15 protein-coding genes are annotated in these 16994 nt (G+C 72.4%); 8 read left to right on the top strand and 7 right to left on the bottom strand.

All coding sequences use genetic code 11. From position 1 onward, the window contains the following. The first annotated feature begins 71 nt into the window (after positions 1–71). Complete coding sequence (locus DEJ35_RS11725) at positions 72–524, top strand: MerR family transcriptional regulator (protein WP_111192776.1); 453 nt, start codon at positions 72–74, stop codon at positions 522–524. Between the two features lie 123 nt (positions 525–647). Here the strand turns inward: DEJ35_RS11725 and DEJ35_RS11720 are convergent, their stop codons facing one another. From DEJ35_RS11720 to DEJ35_RS11710, 3 genes are all read right to left on the bottom strand, one after another. Then, positions 648–1229, bottom strand: coding sequence for a PadR family transcriptional regulator (locus DEJ35_RS11720; protein ID WP_071405831.1), 582 nt, complete (start codon positions 1227–1229; stop codon positions 648–650). After that, the gene (locus DEJ35_RS11715; protein ID WP_110858858.1) at positions 1226–2086 is read right to left on the bottom strand and encodes a DUF4097 family beta strand repeat-containing protein; all 861 of its coding nucleotides are present in this window, start codon (positions 2084–2086) and stop codon (positions 1226–1228) included. The genes DEJ35_RS11720 and DEJ35_RS11715 overlap by 4 nt, the downstream gene beginning before the upstream one ends. A gap of 145 nt (positions 2087–2231) precedes the next feature. Next, complete coding sequence (locus tag DEJ35_RS11710) at positions 2232–2909, bottom strand: YitT family protein (protein WP_181419959.1); 678 nt, start codon at positions 2907–2909, stop codon at positions 2232–2234. A gap of 61 nt (positions 2910–2970) precedes the next feature. Between DEJ35_RS11710 and DEJ35_RS11705 the strand changes: the two genes are divergently transcribed. From DEJ35_RS11705 to DEJ35_RS11695, 3 genes are all read left to right on the top strand, one after another. Then, complete coding sequence (locus DEJ35_RS11705; RefSeq protein WP_258378471.1) at positions 2971–4422, top strand: PLP-dependent aminotransferase family protein; 1452 nt, start codon at positions 2971–2973, stop codon at positions 4420–4422. Between the two features lie 149 nt (positions 4423–4571). Next, positions 4572–5246: a DUF6518 family protein gene (locus DEJ35_RS11700; RefSeq protein ID WP_110858859.1), complete on the top strand. Its 675-nt coding sequence runs from the start codon at positions 4572–4574 to the stop codon at positions 5244–5246. 63 nt (positions 5247–5309) lie between these two features. Further along, a complete protein-coding gene (locus tag DEJ35_RS11695) occupies positions 5310–8777 on the top strand; it encodes an efflux RND transporter permease subunit (RefSeq protein ID WP_111192774.1) in 3468 nt (1155 codons plus the stop codon). On the opposite strand, the gene DEJ35_RS11690 is transcribed toward DEJ35_RS11695, so the two are convergent. Continuing rightward, the gene (locus DEJ35_RS11690) at positions 8774–9070 is read right to left on the bottom strand and encodes a hypothetical protein (protein WP_111192773.1); all 297 of its coding nucleotides are present in this window, start codon (positions 9068–9070) and stop codon (positions 8774–8776) included. The two genes, DEJ35_RS11695 and DEJ35_RS11690, sit on opposite strands and share 4 nt — an antisense overlap. A 131-nt stretch (positions 9071–9201) precedes the next feature. Beyond that, positions 9202–10212 (bottom strand): alpha/beta hydrolase, encoded by a 1011-nt coding sequence (locus tag DEJ35_RS11685; protein ID WP_111192772.1) that lies wholly within the window; start codon positions 10210–10212, stop codon positions 9202–9204. Between the two features lie 110 nt (positions 10213–10322). On the opposite strand from DEJ35_RS11685, the gene DEJ35_RS11680 reads away from it, so the two are divergent. Together DEJ35_RS11680 and DEJ35_RS11675 are read left to right on the top strand one after the other, a co-directional pair. Beyond that, entirely contained in the window at positions 10323–11177 is an 855-nt protein-coding gene (locus DEJ35_RS11680) for a PPK2 family polyphosphate kinase (protein ID WP_181419960.1), read from the top strand. Positions 11178–11447: 270 nt separating this feature from the next. Next, positions 11448–13517: a DEAD/DEAH box helicase gene (locus DEJ35_RS11675; RefSeq protein WP_111192771.1), complete on the top strand. Its 2070-nt coding sequence runs from the start codon at positions 11448–11450 to the stop codon at positions 13515–13517. 265 nt (positions 13518–13782) lie between these two features. Here DEJ35_RS11675 and DEJ35_RS11670 read toward each other — a convergent pair whose 3' ends face one another. Further along, entirely contained in the window at positions 13783–14292 is a 510-nt protein-coding gene (locus DEJ35_RS11670) for a DinB family protein (protein ID WP_110858864.1), read from the bottom strand. Between the two features lie 36 nt (positions 14293–14328). Then, positions 14329–14907: a MarR family winged helix-turn-helix transcriptional regulator gene (locus DEJ35_RS11665; protein ID WP_111123683.1), complete on the bottom strand. Its 579-nt coding sequence runs from the start codon at positions 14905–14907 to the stop codon at positions 14329–14331. Between the two features lie 208 nt (positions 14908–15115). Between DEJ35_RS11665 and DEJ35_RS11660 the strand changes: the two genes are divergently transcribed. Together DEJ35_RS11660 and DEJ35_RS11655 are read left to right on the top strand one after the other, a co-directional pair. Continuing rightward, positions 15116–15715 (top strand): hypothetical protein, encoded by a 600-nt coding sequence (locus DEJ35_RS11660; protein ID WP_110858866.1) that lies wholly within the window; start codon positions 15116–15118, stop codon positions 15713–15715. A 68-nt stretch (positions 15716–15783) separates the two neighbouring features. Further along, positions 15784–16974: a S24/S26 family peptidase gene (locus DEJ35_RS11655; protein WP_111123682.1), complete on the top strand. Its 1191-nt coding sequence runs from the start codon at positions 15784–15786 to the stop codon at positions 16972–16974. Positions 16975–16994 lie beyond the last annotated feature (20 nt).

The raw sequence follows: 16994 nt of genomic DNA, 5'->3' as shown, positions 1-16994 counted from the left end.
CACGGGCGCTCGACCCTGGGTGCCGCCCACCCCTTGCCGTTGACGCAGCGTCAACCAGTACAGTCGCCAGCATGAGCGGATCGACAGGCCCGGACGACGCAGCTGCGAAAGCTCCCCACGCCATCACCGAGGTGGCGCGTTCCGCCGGCGTCTCGAGTCGGACCCTTCGGCACTACGAGGCCGTCGGACTGCTGCCGGCCACCGCCGTCGGCGCGGGCGGGCTCCGGCGCTACGACGACCGCGCGCTCGTCCGGCTGCAGCGGATCCTGCTGCTGCGCGGACTCGGACTCGGACTGCCGGAGATCGCGCGACGCCTCGACGACGAGGGTGACGACGTCGCGGCGCTCACGGCGCACCTGACGTGGCTGGAGCACGAACGGGACCGGCTGGCCCGGCAGCTCGCGGCGGTGCGCACCACCGTGGCGCGCGTCGAGCACGGGGAACCCCTGACGGCGGCCGAGGCGTTCGCCGGCTTCGCGCCGACGCGGCTGTCGGTCGTCGACCCACCGGCTGCGGGACGGTGAGGAACCAGGTTCCGGACACAGCACCGCGCATCTGCACGGTGCTGTGTCCGGAACCTGGGTCCGCGGGCGGTCCCGTGACGGCCGGGAGGCCCGTGGTCGCGACCGCCTGTCGGCCGCCGGCCGTCAGAGCGACTTGCGCAGGGCCTCCAGGCCGTCGCGCAGCCGCGTCACGGTGTCCGCACCGAGCGTGCCGCGGGTCGCCCGACGGCGCAGGTCCGCACGCACCTGCTGCCGGAACGACGACAGGGCCATCTCGAGCTCGCGCAGGGCGCGGGCGCTGTCCGACGGCACGGACACGGGCTCCTCGGCGGAACCGGTCGCCGGGCTCTCGGCGGCGGCGGCCAGGTCGGCACGGAGCGAGCGCATGGCCTCGCCGACCGAGGCGCGCACGCCGTCGGCCAACGACTTCACCGAGTCGCTCACGCCGGACTCGACCGTGGCGATCTCGTCGGCACGCGCCGCGAGCTCGGCACGGCCGGCGTCCGTGATCGCGTAGACGGTCTTGCGCCCGTCGGCGGTCTTGGTGACCAGGCCGTCGTCCTCGAGCTTGGCGAGCCGGGGGTACACGGTGCCGGCGCTCGGCACGTAGGTGCCGCCGAAGCGGTCGCCGAGTGCCTGGATGAGCTCGTAGCCGTGCATCGGGTGGTCGGCCAGCAGGACGAGCAGGTAGAGGCGCAGGTGGCCGTGGGCGAAGACGGGGCTCATTCGGGCACCTCGCTCTCGTTCGTCGGGGTGGTCGGTGTCGTCGGGGGTGCAGGCTCGGCGACTGGCGGGGCGTGCAGCACCGCGATGTCGCCGGAGACGGAGTTCACCCGCAGGTCGAGCCACTGGCCGGACAGTTCGCCGCCCTGCTTGACGTACGAACCGCGTACCCCGCGGATCTCGGCGTCGTCGAACTGCAGCTTGCCGGTCGCGGTGTTCACCGTGCACTTGTAGGCGACGCCGTCCGCCAGGCGGACGCTCACCGACCCGGACACCGTGTTGACGCGCGCGGACTCGGGGACCCCGTGCAGGTCGAGCACGACGTCGGCTGAGACGCCATCGGCCTGGAACCGCGGGATCTCGCCGGTGGCCACGACGTCGCCGGAGACGGTGTGCACCGCGAGCGCGCCGTCGAGGTCGCGGATCGTGGTGGCGCCCGAGACGGCGTTGACCGTGACGTCACCCGCGACGCCGTCGACGACCAGGTCGCCGGACACCGTGTTGAGCGTGGCACCACGGTTCGTGCCGGACAGCAGCGCACCGGCCGAGACGACACCGAGCGTGATGCCGGCGTCGCGGGGGACCAGGATGCTGACGTCGGCGTGGGCCTTGCCGCGGAAGGACTTCAGGAACCCGATGGGGTCGTCCCACCGGACCTGGGGGTGGTCGACGGTGAGGGTGTCGCCGTCGACCTCGATGAGCATCTGCTTGCCGGACACGCTGTGGATCTCGACCCGGGCCGTGGGTTCGTCGTGCGCGACGACGTCCACCTGCCCGCCGACGAGGCCGACACGCACGGTGCGCACGATGCCGGTGTCGATGACCTTGGGCTCGTCGACGAGCCACTTCTCCTGCGCCATGTTGCCTCCTGGGACTCGCGATGTATCGCGTCTGTGCAGGTCACGCTATATCGCGTTCCCTACGGCCGCAAGGGGTCACACGCGATCGCCGGGCGATCGTGAGCAGGAATGGTCGGGTCGCGGCCGTGGACCAGACCGTTCCTGCTCAGGAAGCGGGCGTGGCGGGGGTGGGGCGGGCCTCCAGGGCGGGTGCTGCGACGCCGGGCGCTGCGGCCGTGCGCTCGGGGCTCCACGGGAACCGGCGGAAGTGCGGCATGAGCGGCTGGACCATCGGGCCGATCGCGAACGCCGCGATGACGGTGCCGACGCCGACGTCCCCGCCGAGGATCCACCCGACGATCACCACGGTGACCTCGACGAGGGTCCGCGCGAGCCAGATTGGCCAGCCGAGCCGCTGGTGCAACCCGACCATCAGGCCGTCCCGCGCCCCCGTGCCGAACCCCGCACCGATGTAGAACGCCGTCGCGATCGCGAGCAGCACGAGTCCCGCGGCGAACAGCCCGATCCGGGCGACGAGCCCCGACGGCTCCGGAACCAGCCAGAGCACCAGGTCCGCACTCGGCCCGATCGCCAGGGCGTTCAGCAGCGTCCCGATGCCCGGCTTCTGGCGCAGCGGGATCCACAGCAGCAGGATGACGCCGCTCGACACGACCGTGATGACCCCGAACGACCACGGCACGACGTTCTCGAGCCCCTGGGTCAGCACGGTCCACGAGCTCACGCCGACCACCGCGCGGACCTGCAGTGCGGTCGAGGCGCCGTAGAGGAACAGTCCGACGAAGAGCTGGACGAAGCGCAGGGTGAGGGCGGTGCGGCGGGGCATGTGGCCATCGTCCCGACAGATTGGCCTGCTGGTCGAGAGCCAATCGCGCTACCGTGGACCCGTGCCCCCTGTCCTGATCAGTGCCCGTGCCGCCGCCCACCTGCTGACCGACTGGCGCGCGAGCACCGACGCTCCGGCCTACGAGGCCCTCGCCGATGCCCTCCGGGTCCTCGTCATCGACGGTCGGGTCGCCCAGGGCGTCCGGCTGCCGGCCGAGCGCGGCCTGGCCGCAGCCCTCGGTGTCTCACGCACCACCGTCGCGAACGCCTACGCCCGGCTGCGCTCCGACGGGTTCCTGGTGTCCGTCCATGGCTCGGGCAGCGTGGTCCACCTGCCCCGTGACCTGGTCGGCCGGCCCGACCCCGAACGCCTGGGCGGAGTCGTCGAGGGGGACCTGCTCGACCTGCGCAAGGCGGCCCTGCACGCGGCCCCCGGCATCGACGAGGCGGTCGAGCGGGCGGTCCGGCACGTGCCCGCCGCGCTCGCCGGCATCGGCTACGACACCGTCGGCGACCCCGGCCTCCGCGCCGCGATCGCAGCGCGCTACACCGAGCGCGGACTGCCGACCGAGCCCGCCCAGGTCATCGTCACCATCGGCGCGCAGCACGCCATCGCCCTGCTCGCGCGCGTGCTCGTCCGCCGTGGCGACGCCGTCCTCGTCGAGTCCCCGACCTACCCGCACGCGCACGAGGCCTTCCGCGAGGCCGGCGGCCGTCTGGTCGGCGTCCCCGTCGATGCGCGGACGGGGTGGGACGCCGCCGCGCTCGAGACGACGCTGCGTCGCACCGCGCCCTCCGTCGCGTACGTCATGCCCGAGCTCCACAACCCGACCGGTGCGACCATGTCCGCATCGACCCGCCAGCTCCTGCTGTCGGTCGCGTCCTCGGTCGGCACGACCGTCATCGCCGACGAGACGATGGGGGAGCTCCGGATCGACGGTTCGCCGTCGCCGCCGTTGGCAGCGGCCGACCCGTCGGGGGCGTCGGTCGTGATGATCGGTTCCGCCGCCAAGGTCTTCTGGGGCGGGCTGCGGATCGGCTGGATCCGTGCCGACCCGGCGCTGCTGCAGCGGCTGCTGCTCGCCCGCCCGACGGGCGACCTCGGCACCCCCGTGCTCGACCAGCTGGTCGTGCGCGAGCTGGTCCCGCGCACGGCGGCCGTCCTGGAGGGGCGGCGTGCGTCCCTGCGCGAAGGTCGCGACGCGGTCGTGGGGGCGCTCCGGGCGCGGCTCCCGGAGTGGGACGTCCCGGCGCCGGCGGGCGGGTTGACGACGTGGGTCGGGCTCGGCCGGCCGGTGTCGAGCGCGCTCGTGCTCGCCGCGAGGGCCGAGGGCGTGGTGCTGGCCTCGGGCGGGGTGTTCGGGCCGGACGGCGGGTTCGAGCGGTTCCTGCGGGTGCCGTTCACGATGGCCCCGGCCGACCGGGGGCGGTTGGTCGACGTGCTGTCGCGTGCGTGGGAGCGGGTCGGTGGCGAGTCGACCGGGGTGCGGGGGTCGTTGGCGGCGGTGGTCTGAGAGGTGCGTCGTCCGCCGGGGCTCGGTGTCGTCCGCCGGGGACGGTGTCGTTCGCCGGGGACGGTGTCATCCTCTGGGGTGAGGCCGGGTCGGGGGTTCTCGCTCCCCGGGGTGATGCGGCGCCGGTGGGGTCCGGCGAGGCTGGAGCCATGAACGCGACCCTGTCCGCCGGAACCCGCTCCGCTGTGCCGACGCCCGTCGACCCGCCCGCGCCGGTCCCCGCCGTGGTGCGGGTCACCATCGCGCTGAGCGGGGCGGTCCTGGCCGGCGTCCTGACGTCGTTCGGGCAGGCGGTGCCCGCACTCGCCTCCGTGTCGAACTCGGCCGGACCGTGGTTCCTCGTCGCGGCGCTGCTGTGCCTGGCGGCCGGAGCACGAGCGGGCCGCGTCGCCCTGCCGCTCGCGATGGTGCTCGGCGTCGTGCTCCTCGAGCTCATGCACGTCGGGTACTGGGCCACGACGGTCCTGCGCGGGTTCCCGGACGTGCTGTCGATCACGAACCCGTGGGTGCTGCTCGGGGTGCCGGCCGGGTTGCTGGCCGGGGCGGTCGCCGTGGCGGTGCGGTCCCGCGACGCCCGGTGGCGCGCGGGGGCGCTCGGTGTGACGGCCGCGGTGCTCGTCGGTGAGGGGATCCGCGGGCTGCTGCAGGTCGCCGCGACGACCGGGCACGTCACCTGGGTCGTCGAGATCGTCGTCGGGGTGGTGCTCCTCGGCATCGGGGTCCTCGGCACCCGCTCACCCGTCGCGCGCGTGGTGGCGCTCGGCACCGGGGTGGTCGGGACCGTCGCGGTGCTCGGGGCGTACCTGTTGCTCGGCGGGTTCTGATCCGACGGCGGGTTCTGGCTGCCAGCCGAACGTTCGTCGGTCGGTCCTGCGAGGATCGATGACGTGCACCTCCTCTCGGTCTTCAGCCTGCGCAACCGGGCCCTCATCGCGCTCGTCACGATCGTGGTCGCGGTCTTCGGCGGCATCGCGCTCTCGAGTCTCAAGCAGGAGCTGATCCCCAGCGTCGAGTTCCCGCAGGTCGCGATCGTCAGCGCCTACCCCGGAGCCACGCCAGAGGTCGTGTCGAACGACGTCTCGACGAAGATCGAGCAGGCGATCCAGGTCGTCCCGGACCTCGAGTCGACCAGTGCGACCTCGTCCACCGGGCAGAGCGTGGTGTCGGCGTCGTTCCAGTACGGATCGAACCTGGCCAGCGCCGAGGACAAGATCCAGACCGCGGTGAACGCGCTGTCGCTGCCCGACTCGGTGCAGACGCAGATCGTCACCGGGTCCTTCGACGACCTGCCGGTGCTGCAGGTCGCGGTCTCGGCGTCCGGCAACCAGGAGCAGCTCGTCGACCGGCTGCAGGCCTCGGCGATCCCCGACCTCGAGAAGCTCGACGGCGTGCGGCAGGCGGACGTCTTCGGCAACCCGGGCCGTCGCGTCGTCATCACGCCGGACCAGGACGAGCTCGCCGCCCGCGGCCTGACCCAGACGGCGATCTCGGACGCGCTCGACGACAACGGCACCCTGATCCCCGGCGGCACCATCACCGAGGACGGCTCGACCCTGTCGGTGCAGACGGGTGAGCGGATCGCTTCGCTCGAGGACATCCGCGCGCTGCCGCTGACGAGCTCGTCGAGTGCTTCGGGCTCGTCGGGCTCGGACGGATCCGGGTCGGGTGCCGCCGACGGGACGGCGTCGTCCGGTGACGGCACGGCTGCGGGTGCCGCCGGTACGGGTGCGACCGGCGCCGGTGCGACCGGAAGCGACACGGGTGCGACCGGCACCGGGGCGACCGGCACCGCCCCCACCGGCGACGCCGCGACTGGCGGGTCCACGACCGCGGCCACGCCGACGGACACCACCCTGGGCGACGTCGCGAAGGTCGCCATCACCGAGTCGCCGCGCACCTCGATCAGCCGCGTGGACGGCCAGCAGGCCCTGACGATCTCGATCACGAAGACGCAGGAAGCCAACACCGTCGACGTCTCGACGACCGTGCGCGACGCCCTGCCCGCTATCGAGGACAAGATCGAGGGTGACCCCCGCTTCACCGTCGTCTTCGACCAGGCGCCCTACATCCAGCAGTCCATCGACTCCCTCGCCGAAGAAGGCCTGCTCGGGCTCGCCTTCGCGGTGATCGTCATCCTGGTGTTCCTGCTGTCGTGGCGTTCCACGCTCGTCACCGCGATCTCGATCCCGACGTCGGTGCTCCTCGCCGCGATCGGCATGCGCGCCGCCGGGTACACGCTCAACATCATCACGCTGGCGGCCCTCACGATCGCGATCGGCCGCGTGGTCGACGACTCCATCGTCGTCATCGAGAACATCAAGCGGCACATGCTCCCCGGCGTCGACCGCGGCCGTGCCGTGCGGGACGCCGTGCGCGAGGTCGCCGGAGCGGTCACCGCGTCGACGCTGACGACCGTCGCGGTGTTCCTGCCGGTCGCCTTCGTCGCTGAACTCGTGGGGGAGCTGTTCCGACCGTTCGCCGTGACGGTCACCCTGGCGCTCGTCGCGTCGCTGTTCGTCTCGCTCACCATCGTCCCGGTGCTCGCGTACTGGTGGCTGCGCCCGCCGAAGGCGAAGCCGGGCGATGCGACGACGGCAGCGGACTCGGAAGCGGATGCAGCGCCGTCGGCGGGCGTCGCCGGGCACGATCACGACCGGTCCGAGGGCGTGCTCGCCTCCGCCGCGGACCTGCACGACGCCGGAACCGCCGACCGTCTGCGCCGCGTCTACCTGCCGGTGCTCCGGTGGGTCGTCCGGAAGCCGGTCGTCGTCATCCTGCTCGCCGTGATCGTGCTCGGCGGAACGGTGGCCACGCTGCCGTTCGTCACCACGAACTACCTCGGCGACTCCGGGCAGAACACCTTCACGGTCACGCAGGACCTGAAGGCCGGCTCCAGCCTCGCCGTCCAGTCCGAGTCCGCACGCAAGGTCGAGCGGGCACTGCAGGACGTCGACGGCGTCGAGACCGTGCAGACCACCATCGGCACGAGCGGCCAGTCGATCCAGGCGGCGTTCGGCGGGGGCGGCAGCGCCTCGGTGCAGTACGCCGTCACGACCGATGCCGAGGCCGACCAGCCGACGATCCAGGCCGACGCCCGGAAGTCGATCGGTGCGATCGAGGACGTCGGCGAGGTCACCATCGCGTCCTCCGGCGGCGGGTTCGGCGGCAGCAGCGACATCGAGGTCGACGTCACAGCGCCGACCCAGGCGCAGCTCGAGACGGCGTCGCGTCAGGTGCTGAAGACCATGCGGTCGGTCCCGGACACCACGGGCGCCACGAGCAACCTGTCCGCGGCGGAGCCGTTCCTCGCCGTCCGGGTGGACCGCCAGAAGGCCGCGTCACTCGGCCTCACCGAGACGCAGGTGGGTGGCCTCGTCGCCGCAGCGGTCTCGCCACGGGACACCGGCAGCATCGAGATCGACGACGCGACGCTCGACGTCTACATCGCCGACCCCGAGCCGCCGACCACCATCGCCGCACTCCGTGCCCTCGACGTCCCGACGAGCACCGGCACGGTCCCGCTGTCCGACGTCGCCACGGTCGAGGAGTCCGAGGGACCGACAACGGTCACCACGACGAACGCGGCCCGCACCGCCACGATCACCGTGACGCCGGACGCCACGAACCTCGGTGCGGCCGTGCAGTCCGTCACGACCGCCGTCGACGAGCTCGACCTGCCGAAGGGCGCGACCGCCTCGATCGGTGGTGTCGCCGCCAGCCAGTCGTCCGCGTTCTCGCAGCTCGGGCTCGCGGTGCTGGTCGCCGTGCTGATCGTCTACGTGATCATGGTCGCGACGTTCCGGAGCCTGCTCCAGCCGCTGCTGCTGCTCGTGTCGGTGCCGTTCGCGGCGACGGGCGCGATCCTGCTGCAGATCGCATCGGGCGTCCCGATCGGCGTCGCGTCGCTGATCGGTCTGCTCATGCTCGTCGGCATCGTCGTGACGAACGCCATCGTGCTCATCGACCTCGTCAACCAGTACCGACGGCGCGGGTTGCGGGTGCGCGAGGCGTTGATCGAGGGCGCGACACGACGCCTCCGTCCGATCCTGATGACGGCGATGGCGACGATCTTCGCGCTGCTGCCGATGGCGGTCGGGCTGACCGGCAAGTCCGGCTTCATCTCGCAGCCGCTGGCACTGGTCGTGATCGGTGGCCTGGTGTCCTCGACGCTGCTGACGCTCGTGGTGCTGCCGGCGCTGTACTTCGTGGTCGAGCGGGCTCGCGAACGCAACGACGACCGGATCGCCGCGGGGAAGACCCGGAAGCAGGCGCGCGCCGAGCGACGCCAGGAACGCGTGGAGCTCCGGCGGGAACGGCAGCGGCGACGGGCGGCGCGTTCCGGCAGCGCTGCCTAGCAGCGGTACTCGGCGTCGATGGCGGCGAGGGGCGAGACGACGACACGCTCGGTCCGCTCCTCGCGCTCGACCGCTCGGAACCACGACACGAGCACCAGGGTCAGCGTCACGAGGAACACCACGGCGGCGCCCTGCGACACGACGGCCAGCTGCCCGGTGACCGAGGCGTACCCGCCGAAGGCCACCGCGGCGACGAACGACAGCCCGAGCAGCAGCTCCCCGAACGTCTGCAGCGCCGGGCGGTCCCAGCGGGTCGCAGCGGCGCGGGCAGGGCGGGTCGAGGTGTCGGTCACCCCCGAAGTCTGCGGCCGGGGGCTCGACAGCGGCAGTCCCGACTCCGGGTGGCACCCACCCGGGGCACGCGGCCGGTCGCCTTGCGAGGCCAGCCGGTCAGCTCGCGTGGTCAGCCGGTCAGCTCGCGCGGTCAGCCCAGCTGCGTCCGCAGGAACGTGGCCACGCGGCGGCTCATCGCCTCGTCGAGCTGGGCGATCGAGTGTGCCGTGCCCTCGACCGCCACGAACGTCACCGGGACGTCGTGGGACCGGAGCGTCGCGGCGAACTCCTGCGACTCCCACATCGGGATGAACTCGTCGGTGGAGTGCCCGATGAAGAACGGAGCGGTGTCCGAGGTGACGTGGAACTCCGGCGACGCCCGGGTGGCCGCCGGGCACCTGGCGTACGACCGGCACCCCAGGTAGAGCAGCTGCTTGCGCTGGAAGGCCGCCGAGACCCCGTCGGGCTCGGTGGACCGGGTGGTCAGGTTCGTCGGCCCGCTCAGGTCGACCACGGCACGGATCCGGTCGCCGTCGGCGTACGCGGCGGAGTCGTGGTCGGTGACCGCGAGCATCGCGGCGAGGTTGCCGCCGGCGCTCCCGCCGAACACGCCCACGCGCTGGGAGTCGACGTCGTAGGTCTCGAGCGTCGCCGGACGGAACACGTAGTCGAGCGCACGGCGGACGTCGTCGAGCCCGGCCGGGAACGGGTCGGTCGGCGCCAGGCGGTAGTCGACGTTGAACGTCACGAAGCCCTCGGATGCCAGGTACTTGCACACGGACCGGTAGGCGGCGGTCGCCTTGTCACCGTGCGACCAGCTGCCGCCGTGGATCATCAGGACCGCCGGGCGTCCGGTGGTGGCCCGGACCGCTCGGGCATCGGGGTCGGCGGTGGCCGACGGCGTCGCGGTGGGGGTCGCCGTCGTCGCGGGGTCGCTGTCGGCCGGCAGGCACACGTCGAGGCGCTGCAGCGGATCGGTGCCGTAGGGCACGTCCGCCACCACGTCGATGCCGTGGTACCGCAGCGACAGCGGGTAGATGATGCTGTCCGCGGTCACCGTGGCGTTCTCGTCGCCGACCGGGTCCGTGCTGCAGGACGCCATCGCGCCGAGCGCCACGACCGCGGCGACGAGCGCGAGCACTGAGCGGCGGCCGGACTTCATCACGTCAACGCTAGCCGCACCGGCGGCCGCCCACGTCACCCGAGCGGACGATCAGCGGCAGTGCGAGGATGAGCACGGCAGCCGCCGACCGGAGCACCGCAGGAGGACCCGTGAGCAGTCGCAAGGCCTGGAACGCCGATCCCGAACCACTGCTCCGCGTCGAACCCGGGTTCCGCCTCGACCAGGTGGACCCGGACGACACCCCGGGCTTCCCCGGTCGCAAGATCGACGGCCTCGAAGCCCTCGCCGCCGGCGCCTCCCGTCTCGCCGCCCTGCAGGAGCGCCTGTACGCGGCGTCGACCGCCGGTGACGAGCGCCGGGTGCTGCTCGTACTGCAGGCCATGGACACCGCGGGCAAGGGCGGCATCGTCTCGCACGTCGTCGGTGCGGTCGACCCGAACGGGGTGCGCTACGCCGGCTTCAAGGCCCCGACGGCCGAGGAGCGCGAGCACGACTTCCTCTGGCGCATCGAACGACAGCTCCCCGCGGCCGGACAGCTCGGCGTGTTCGACCGCTCGCACTACGAGGACGTGCTCGCACAACGGGTCCGTGGGCTCGCCGCACCGGACGAGATCGAACGCCGGTACGGCGCGATCACCGCCTTCGAGGACGGCCTCGCCGCCGCCGACACGACCATCGTCAAGGTGATGCTGCACATCTCGAAGGACGAACAGCGCGAGCGCCTCGGCGACCGGCTCGACCGCCCCGACAAACACTGGAAGTTCAACCCGGCCGACATCGACGACCGCCTGCTCTGGGACCGCTACCAGCAGGCGTACCAGATCGCCCTCGACCGCACCTCGACCCCGCAGGCTCCCTGGTACGTGGTGCCCGCGAACCGCAAGTGGTACGCCCGCCTCGCCGTGCAGCAGCTCCTGCTCCGGGCGCTGGAGGACATGCAGCTGTCCTGGCCGAAGGCCGACTTCGACGTCGCCGAGCAGCGTCGTCGGCTCGCGGAGTCCTGAGCGCGCGACCACCGGACTGGAGGCCCGTCCCGCGCCCGGCACGCCGCCGCCGGACCGCGCGGGGCTGGCGTCAGGGCACCGGCTCGCGTAGACTCGCTCGGTCGGCCTTCGACGTCGTGACATTGTGATCACGGAAATTCTGCTGGGTGTGTGTTGCTCGAGGGCTGGAATCACGTCGACTCGCGACGGGATGAACCCCCTCTCCGCAAGCAGCCCCCGCCGATGTCGCTGTCGGGCGCTGCGGTACGTTGCGCACCCGAGAAAGCAGCCATGGCCCCGTACAACAAGGGCGGCGCGGACAACCGCGCCTCCGACCGCGTCCGCCACCCGAACGGCACCCCCGCCGCCCGCAGCAGCAAGCACCGCGGGTTCCGCGCCGCCGACCCGTCGCAGCCCCGCCAGAAGCAGCGCTGGGATGCCGAGGAGCGTCGCGGCCGCTCGTCGCAGGGCGAGCGTCCGGCCCGCCCGAACTGGGAGCCGCGTGACAGCGGCGGGCAGCGTCGCCCCGACCGCGATGACCGTGGCGGCCGCGGCTTCAACCGTGATGACCGCGCCCCGCGTCGCTTCGATCGTGACGACCGCGCGCCCCGTCGTGACAACGACGACCGTCCGCGTCGTTCGTTCGACCGCGATGACCGAGCACCGCGTCGCTTCGACCGTGACGACCGTGCACCGCGCTCGTTCAACCGCGATGACCGTGCGCCCCGTCGTGACAACGACGACCGTCCGCGTCGCTTCGACCGTGACGACCGTGCACCGCGCAGCTTCAACCGTGACGACCGTGCGCCGCGTCGTGACAACGACGACCGTTCGCGTCGCTTCGACCGTGACGACCGTGCACCGCGCTCGTTCAACCGCGATGACCGAGCGCCCCGTCGTGACAACGACGACCGCCCCCGTCGTTCGTTCGACCGCGACGACCGTGCGCCCCGTCGTGACAACGACGACCGCCCGCGTCGCTCGTTCGACCGCGACGACCGCGCCCCGCGTAAGTTCGACCGTGACGACCGCGCCCCGCGCAAGTTCGACCGCGACGACCGCACCGACCGCGCCCCGCGCCGCTCGTTCGACGAGCCCGAGCGCGGCAAGTTCGTGCCGGCCGACGACGTCAAGCTCGAGAAGCTCCAGGCCGAGGCCACCATCGCGGCCGACGTCGAGGGCGTGACCTTCGGCGACCTGGGCATCGGCGGCAACATCTCCCGCGCCCTGCAGGAGCTCGGCGCCTCGAGCCCGTTCCCGATCCAGGCGGCGACGATCCCCGACGTGCTCGCCGGCAAGGACGTCCTCGGTCGCGGCCGCACCGGCTCCGGCAAGACCATCGCCTTCGGTGCGCCGCTGGTCGAGAAGCTCATGGAGCACGGCGGCGGCACCAAGCGCAAGATGGGCCGCGCTCCGCGTGCGCTCATCCTCGCGCCGACCCGTGAGCTCGCCCTGCAGATCGACCGCACCGTGCAGCCCATCGCGCGTTCGGTCGGCCTGTTCACGACGCAGATCTACGGCGGCGTGCCCTACGGCCGTCAGGAGGGCGCGCTCGAGCGCGGCGTCGACATCATCGTCGGCACCCCCGGTCGTGTGCAGGACCTCATGAACAAGGGGAAGCTCGACCTCAGCGAGGTCATCATCTCCGTGCTCGACGAGGCCGACCACATGTGCGACCTCGGGTTCCTCGAGCCGGTGCAGGAGATCCTCTCCGCCACGGCCGAGGTCACCCCGCAGGGCAACCGCGCGCAGAAGCTGCTGTTCAGCGCGACGCTCGACACCCAGGTCGCGGCGCTCGTCGAGCAGTTCCTGCACGAGCCGAGCGTGCACGAGGTCGCGGGTGAGGACCAGGCGTCCTCGACCATCGACCACCGCGTGCTCGTGGTCGAGCAGCGCGAGAAGGACCGTCTCCTCGAGGAGCTGGTCGCCGGCGACGGCAAGACCATCGTCTTCGCCCGGACCCGCGCCTACGCCGAGCGTCTGGCCGACCAGTTCGAGGACGCCGGCATCCGCGCGACCTCGCTCCACGGCGACCTGAACCAGTCGCGCCGCACGCGCAACCTGCAGCTGCTCACGAGCGGCCGGGTGAACGTGCTCGTCGCCACCGACGTCGCCGCCCGCGGCATCCACGTCGACGACGTCTCGCTCGTCGTGCAGGCGGACGCCCCGGACGACTACAAGGCGTACATGCACCGCTCCGGCCGCACGGGTCGTGCCGGCAAGGAGGGCACGGTCGTGACGATCGTTCCGCGTGGCCGCATCCGCAAGATCGAGGGCATCCTCGAGCGCGCCGAGATCGAGGCGGACCTGGTGCAGGCCGCACCCGGTGACGGCATCGTGTCGGAGCTCGCCGCGCGCTAGTCGCGACCACACGACGGACGGGAGGTGGGCCCCACCCGCCGGTACCGGCGTGACGCGCCAGCGGCATGACGGCCGTGACGGGAGGTGGGCCCCACCCGCCGGTACCGGCGTGACGCGCCAGCGGCATGACGGCCGTGACGGGAGGGACGGTACCAGCTGGTACCGGGCCTCCCGTCCGTCACATGGTGAGCACCGATGGTCGGGTCGCGACGTCGGACCCGACCATTGCTGCTCACGAAGCGACCGAGCGACCGACCGCGCGCGTTCAGCGGTTGAAGAACAGCAGCCCGCGCACGAAGCCGGCCTGCCCGGCGTGCTGCGTGCAGTCGTCCAGGATGCTCACGAGTCGCGCGCCGGCCGTCACGGGCGGGTCCCACGCGTCGTCGACGACGGGGTCGAGGTCGTCCGGGCCGAGCGTGCCGAGGTACGCGACCGTGCGCTCGTGCACGGCGCGCAGGTATCCGGTGAGCAGCTCGGCAGAGGCCCGCACCCGCCCGACGTCGTCGCGGGACATGCCGTACCCGAGCGCCTCGGCCGGGAACGGCAGCCCGAACCGGTCGTACCAGCCGTCCGCCGTCCAGACCTGCTCGGAGCCGGCGAGCTCCGCGATCTGCACGTCCTGGCCACGGGCGATGTGCCACGCGAGCCACGCGAGGGTGTTCGCCCCGGCGGCCGGTCGTGTCGCGAGCTGGTCTTCGGAGAGCCCGTCGACGGCCCGCTCGACCGTCTCGGGGACGCGGGAGAACGCTTCGATGAGGAGTTCAGAGGGGGTCATGGCGCTCACGCTACGCGCGGACCGTGACACCCGCTGTCACACGGCGGCGCTGCGGTGGTGGCGCTCCAGGGCGGCACCGAGCCCCTCGAACGCGGCGGCGACCACGGCGCGGTCCGACGGTGCGACGACCTGCCGGAACGCGTCGGAGTAGACGGCGCCGACCTCGTGGGCGACCGCCGTGCCCGACGGCGTGAGGTGCAGCAGCACGCTCCGGCGGTCCTCCGGGTTCGGGCGACGCTCGAGGTGTCCGTGCTTCTCGAGCCGGTCGATCAGCGACGTCATCGCACCGGTGGTGAGTTCGAGGTACTCGCCGGCCTGCTTCGGGGTCACGCCGTGGCCGTCGGCGGCGCTGAGGAAGAACACGAAGCGGGTGTCCGTGGCGTTCAGCCCGCGGATCGTGCTCTCGTGGTGCAGGACGCGCGCGTGCTGCGTCTGGAGCACCCGGAAGGCGGTGAGCAGTCGCGGCAGGTCGGCGTCGCGGTCCGTGTCGGCGGTGACGGGGTCGAGCGCCGTGACGTCGGGCGACACCGGTGCCGGCGGTGTGGTGGGGGCGACGCGCGCCGCGGGGACGGCGGGTGCGTGCGGGGGGAGGACGACCGGGTCGGTGTCCGTCATGGGAGCTCTTCTCGGGTACAGGTTGGGAACTTCAGTCAACAAGTAACTCACTCGTCAAGATACCCCCATCAGTGGGGACACCTCAGGTCTTGTGAGCTGCTCGAGGGCCAAGTAGCTTGATCGTCGTACCACCTCGGCACGTAGCGCGACCAACCACCGCGGGCCCGTCCGAACCACCGATCAGATCTCTTCCTCACGGAGTCCAACCATGTCTCGTGTCACGCCTCGTGCTGCCCGCCTCGCCGCCTGGATCGCCATCCCCGCCGCCCTCGTCGCCTCGGGGGTCGTCGTCTCGACGGCCTCGTACGCGGCCTTCTCCTCGACCACCGTCAACCCGACGAACAACTGGACGGCCGGCAGTGTCGCCCTGTCCGACGACGACAACAACACCGCGCTGTTCACGGCGAACAACCTGAAGCCCGGCTCGACCGGTGCGAACTGCATCGCGGTGACCTCGACCGGTTCGCTGCCCTCGGCCGTGAAGCTCTACGGCACGAACGTCTCGACCACGAAGGACCTGGCGGCGAACGTCAACCTGACCATCGAGCAGGGCACCGGCGGCGGCTTCGGCTCCTGCTCCGGCTTCACCCCGGCCGCCACGGGTGGCTCGCTCTACAGCGGCACCGTCGCGGGCTTCGGCGCCGCCTCGACCAACTACGCGACCGGCGTCGGCACCTGGGCCCCGACCGGCACCGCGTCCGAGACGCGCGTGTACCGCGTCACCTACACGGTGTCGAGCACCGCCCCGAACACCGTGCAGGGCGGCACCGCAGCCCTCGGCTTCACCTGGGAGGCCCAGAACAGCTGAGTCGGGACCGGGGCCGAACCAGCCCCGTCCGTTCCCTCCCCGCAACGCGCCCCCGGTCGAAGGCAGTCATGAGCAGCATCGCAGTGCACGGTGGTCCCGCACCGCACGCAGCGGTCCGTGACGCCGTCGACTGGGGGCGCGTCGTCGTCGCCACCCTCGCCCGGGGCGTGGTCGCGACGCTGCTCGGGCTCGCGCTCTGGGCGGCCGCGCCGGCGCTCATCGGGTGGCAACCGACCACCGTGATGACCGGCTCGATGGAGCCGCGGATCGTTCCCGGTGACGTGGTCGTCTCGCGTCCGGTCGGCTCGGGCGAGATCGCGACGGGCAAGGTCCTGCTGGCCGACGACCCGGATCAGCCGGACCACCTGCGCATGCACCGCTACGTCGAGGACGGCCCGCGCGGCACCATGGTCACGAAGGGCGACGCCAACCCCGAGCAGGACTCCACGCCGATCGAGCGCTCCGCCGTGCACGGCGTCGCCTTCCTGCGCATCCCGTTCATCGGGACGCCGATCCGGTGGATCAGCGCCGGGGAGTGGGGCCTGGTCGCGATGCTCGCGCTCGGCCTGACCGCGGTGCTCGCGCTCTGCACGATCGACGGGTCGCTCCGGCGGCTCGTCGAGGCCGACGACGACACCGACGGCGCAGCCGGTGGTCCGGACGACGCGGCTGGTCCGGATGACGCCGCCGGTCCGGCAGACGGTACCGAAGACGGCCGGGAGGCGCGGGACGGCACCGCCACGGGCCTCCAGACCGCTTCGTCCACCGTCCTCACCCGTCGGGCGTCGCGTCGACGAGCGCGTCGCGTGCGGCGGCTTCGCCGCGTCGGCGGGGGCGCCGCGGTGCTCGTGCTCGCTGCGGCCGCCGGCGTCCTGCTGCCCGGAGCGGCGGACGCGGCCCCGTGGTCGCGGACCACCGTCGCACCGACGGCGACCTTCTCGGCGGGCACGGCGACCCCAGCCACCGCGCTGACCTGCACCCCGAACGGTGACGGCTCGGTCAACATCGGCTTCACGTACAACGGGCCGCCCGCGACGTCCTTCTCGGTGCTCAACACGAACGCGAACACGATCGCGGCGACCGGACCGGCGGGCAGCACGGCGCCGATCCGGGTCACGGGCAGCGGCATCCTGACGCTCGGTGCGGTCGTCACCGTGAAGATCCGCACCAACTGGGCAGGTTCCTGGCACGTCGACAGCACGGCGACGGCGCGCATCCAGACCGCGCTCGTCGGCACGAACCTGAGCTGCGCGAACTGACGCCTTGATCCGTTGTCCAC

Source organism: Curtobacterium sp. MCPF17_051 (assembly GCF_003234595.1).
Classification (GTDB): domain Bacteria; phylum Actinomycetota; class Actinomycetes; order Actinomycetales; family Microbacteriaceae; genus Curtobacterium; species Curtobacterium flaccumfaciens.
Note: the sequence above shows the minus strand (reverse complement) of the source record. Positions and strands in the feature narration are given on the sequence as shown.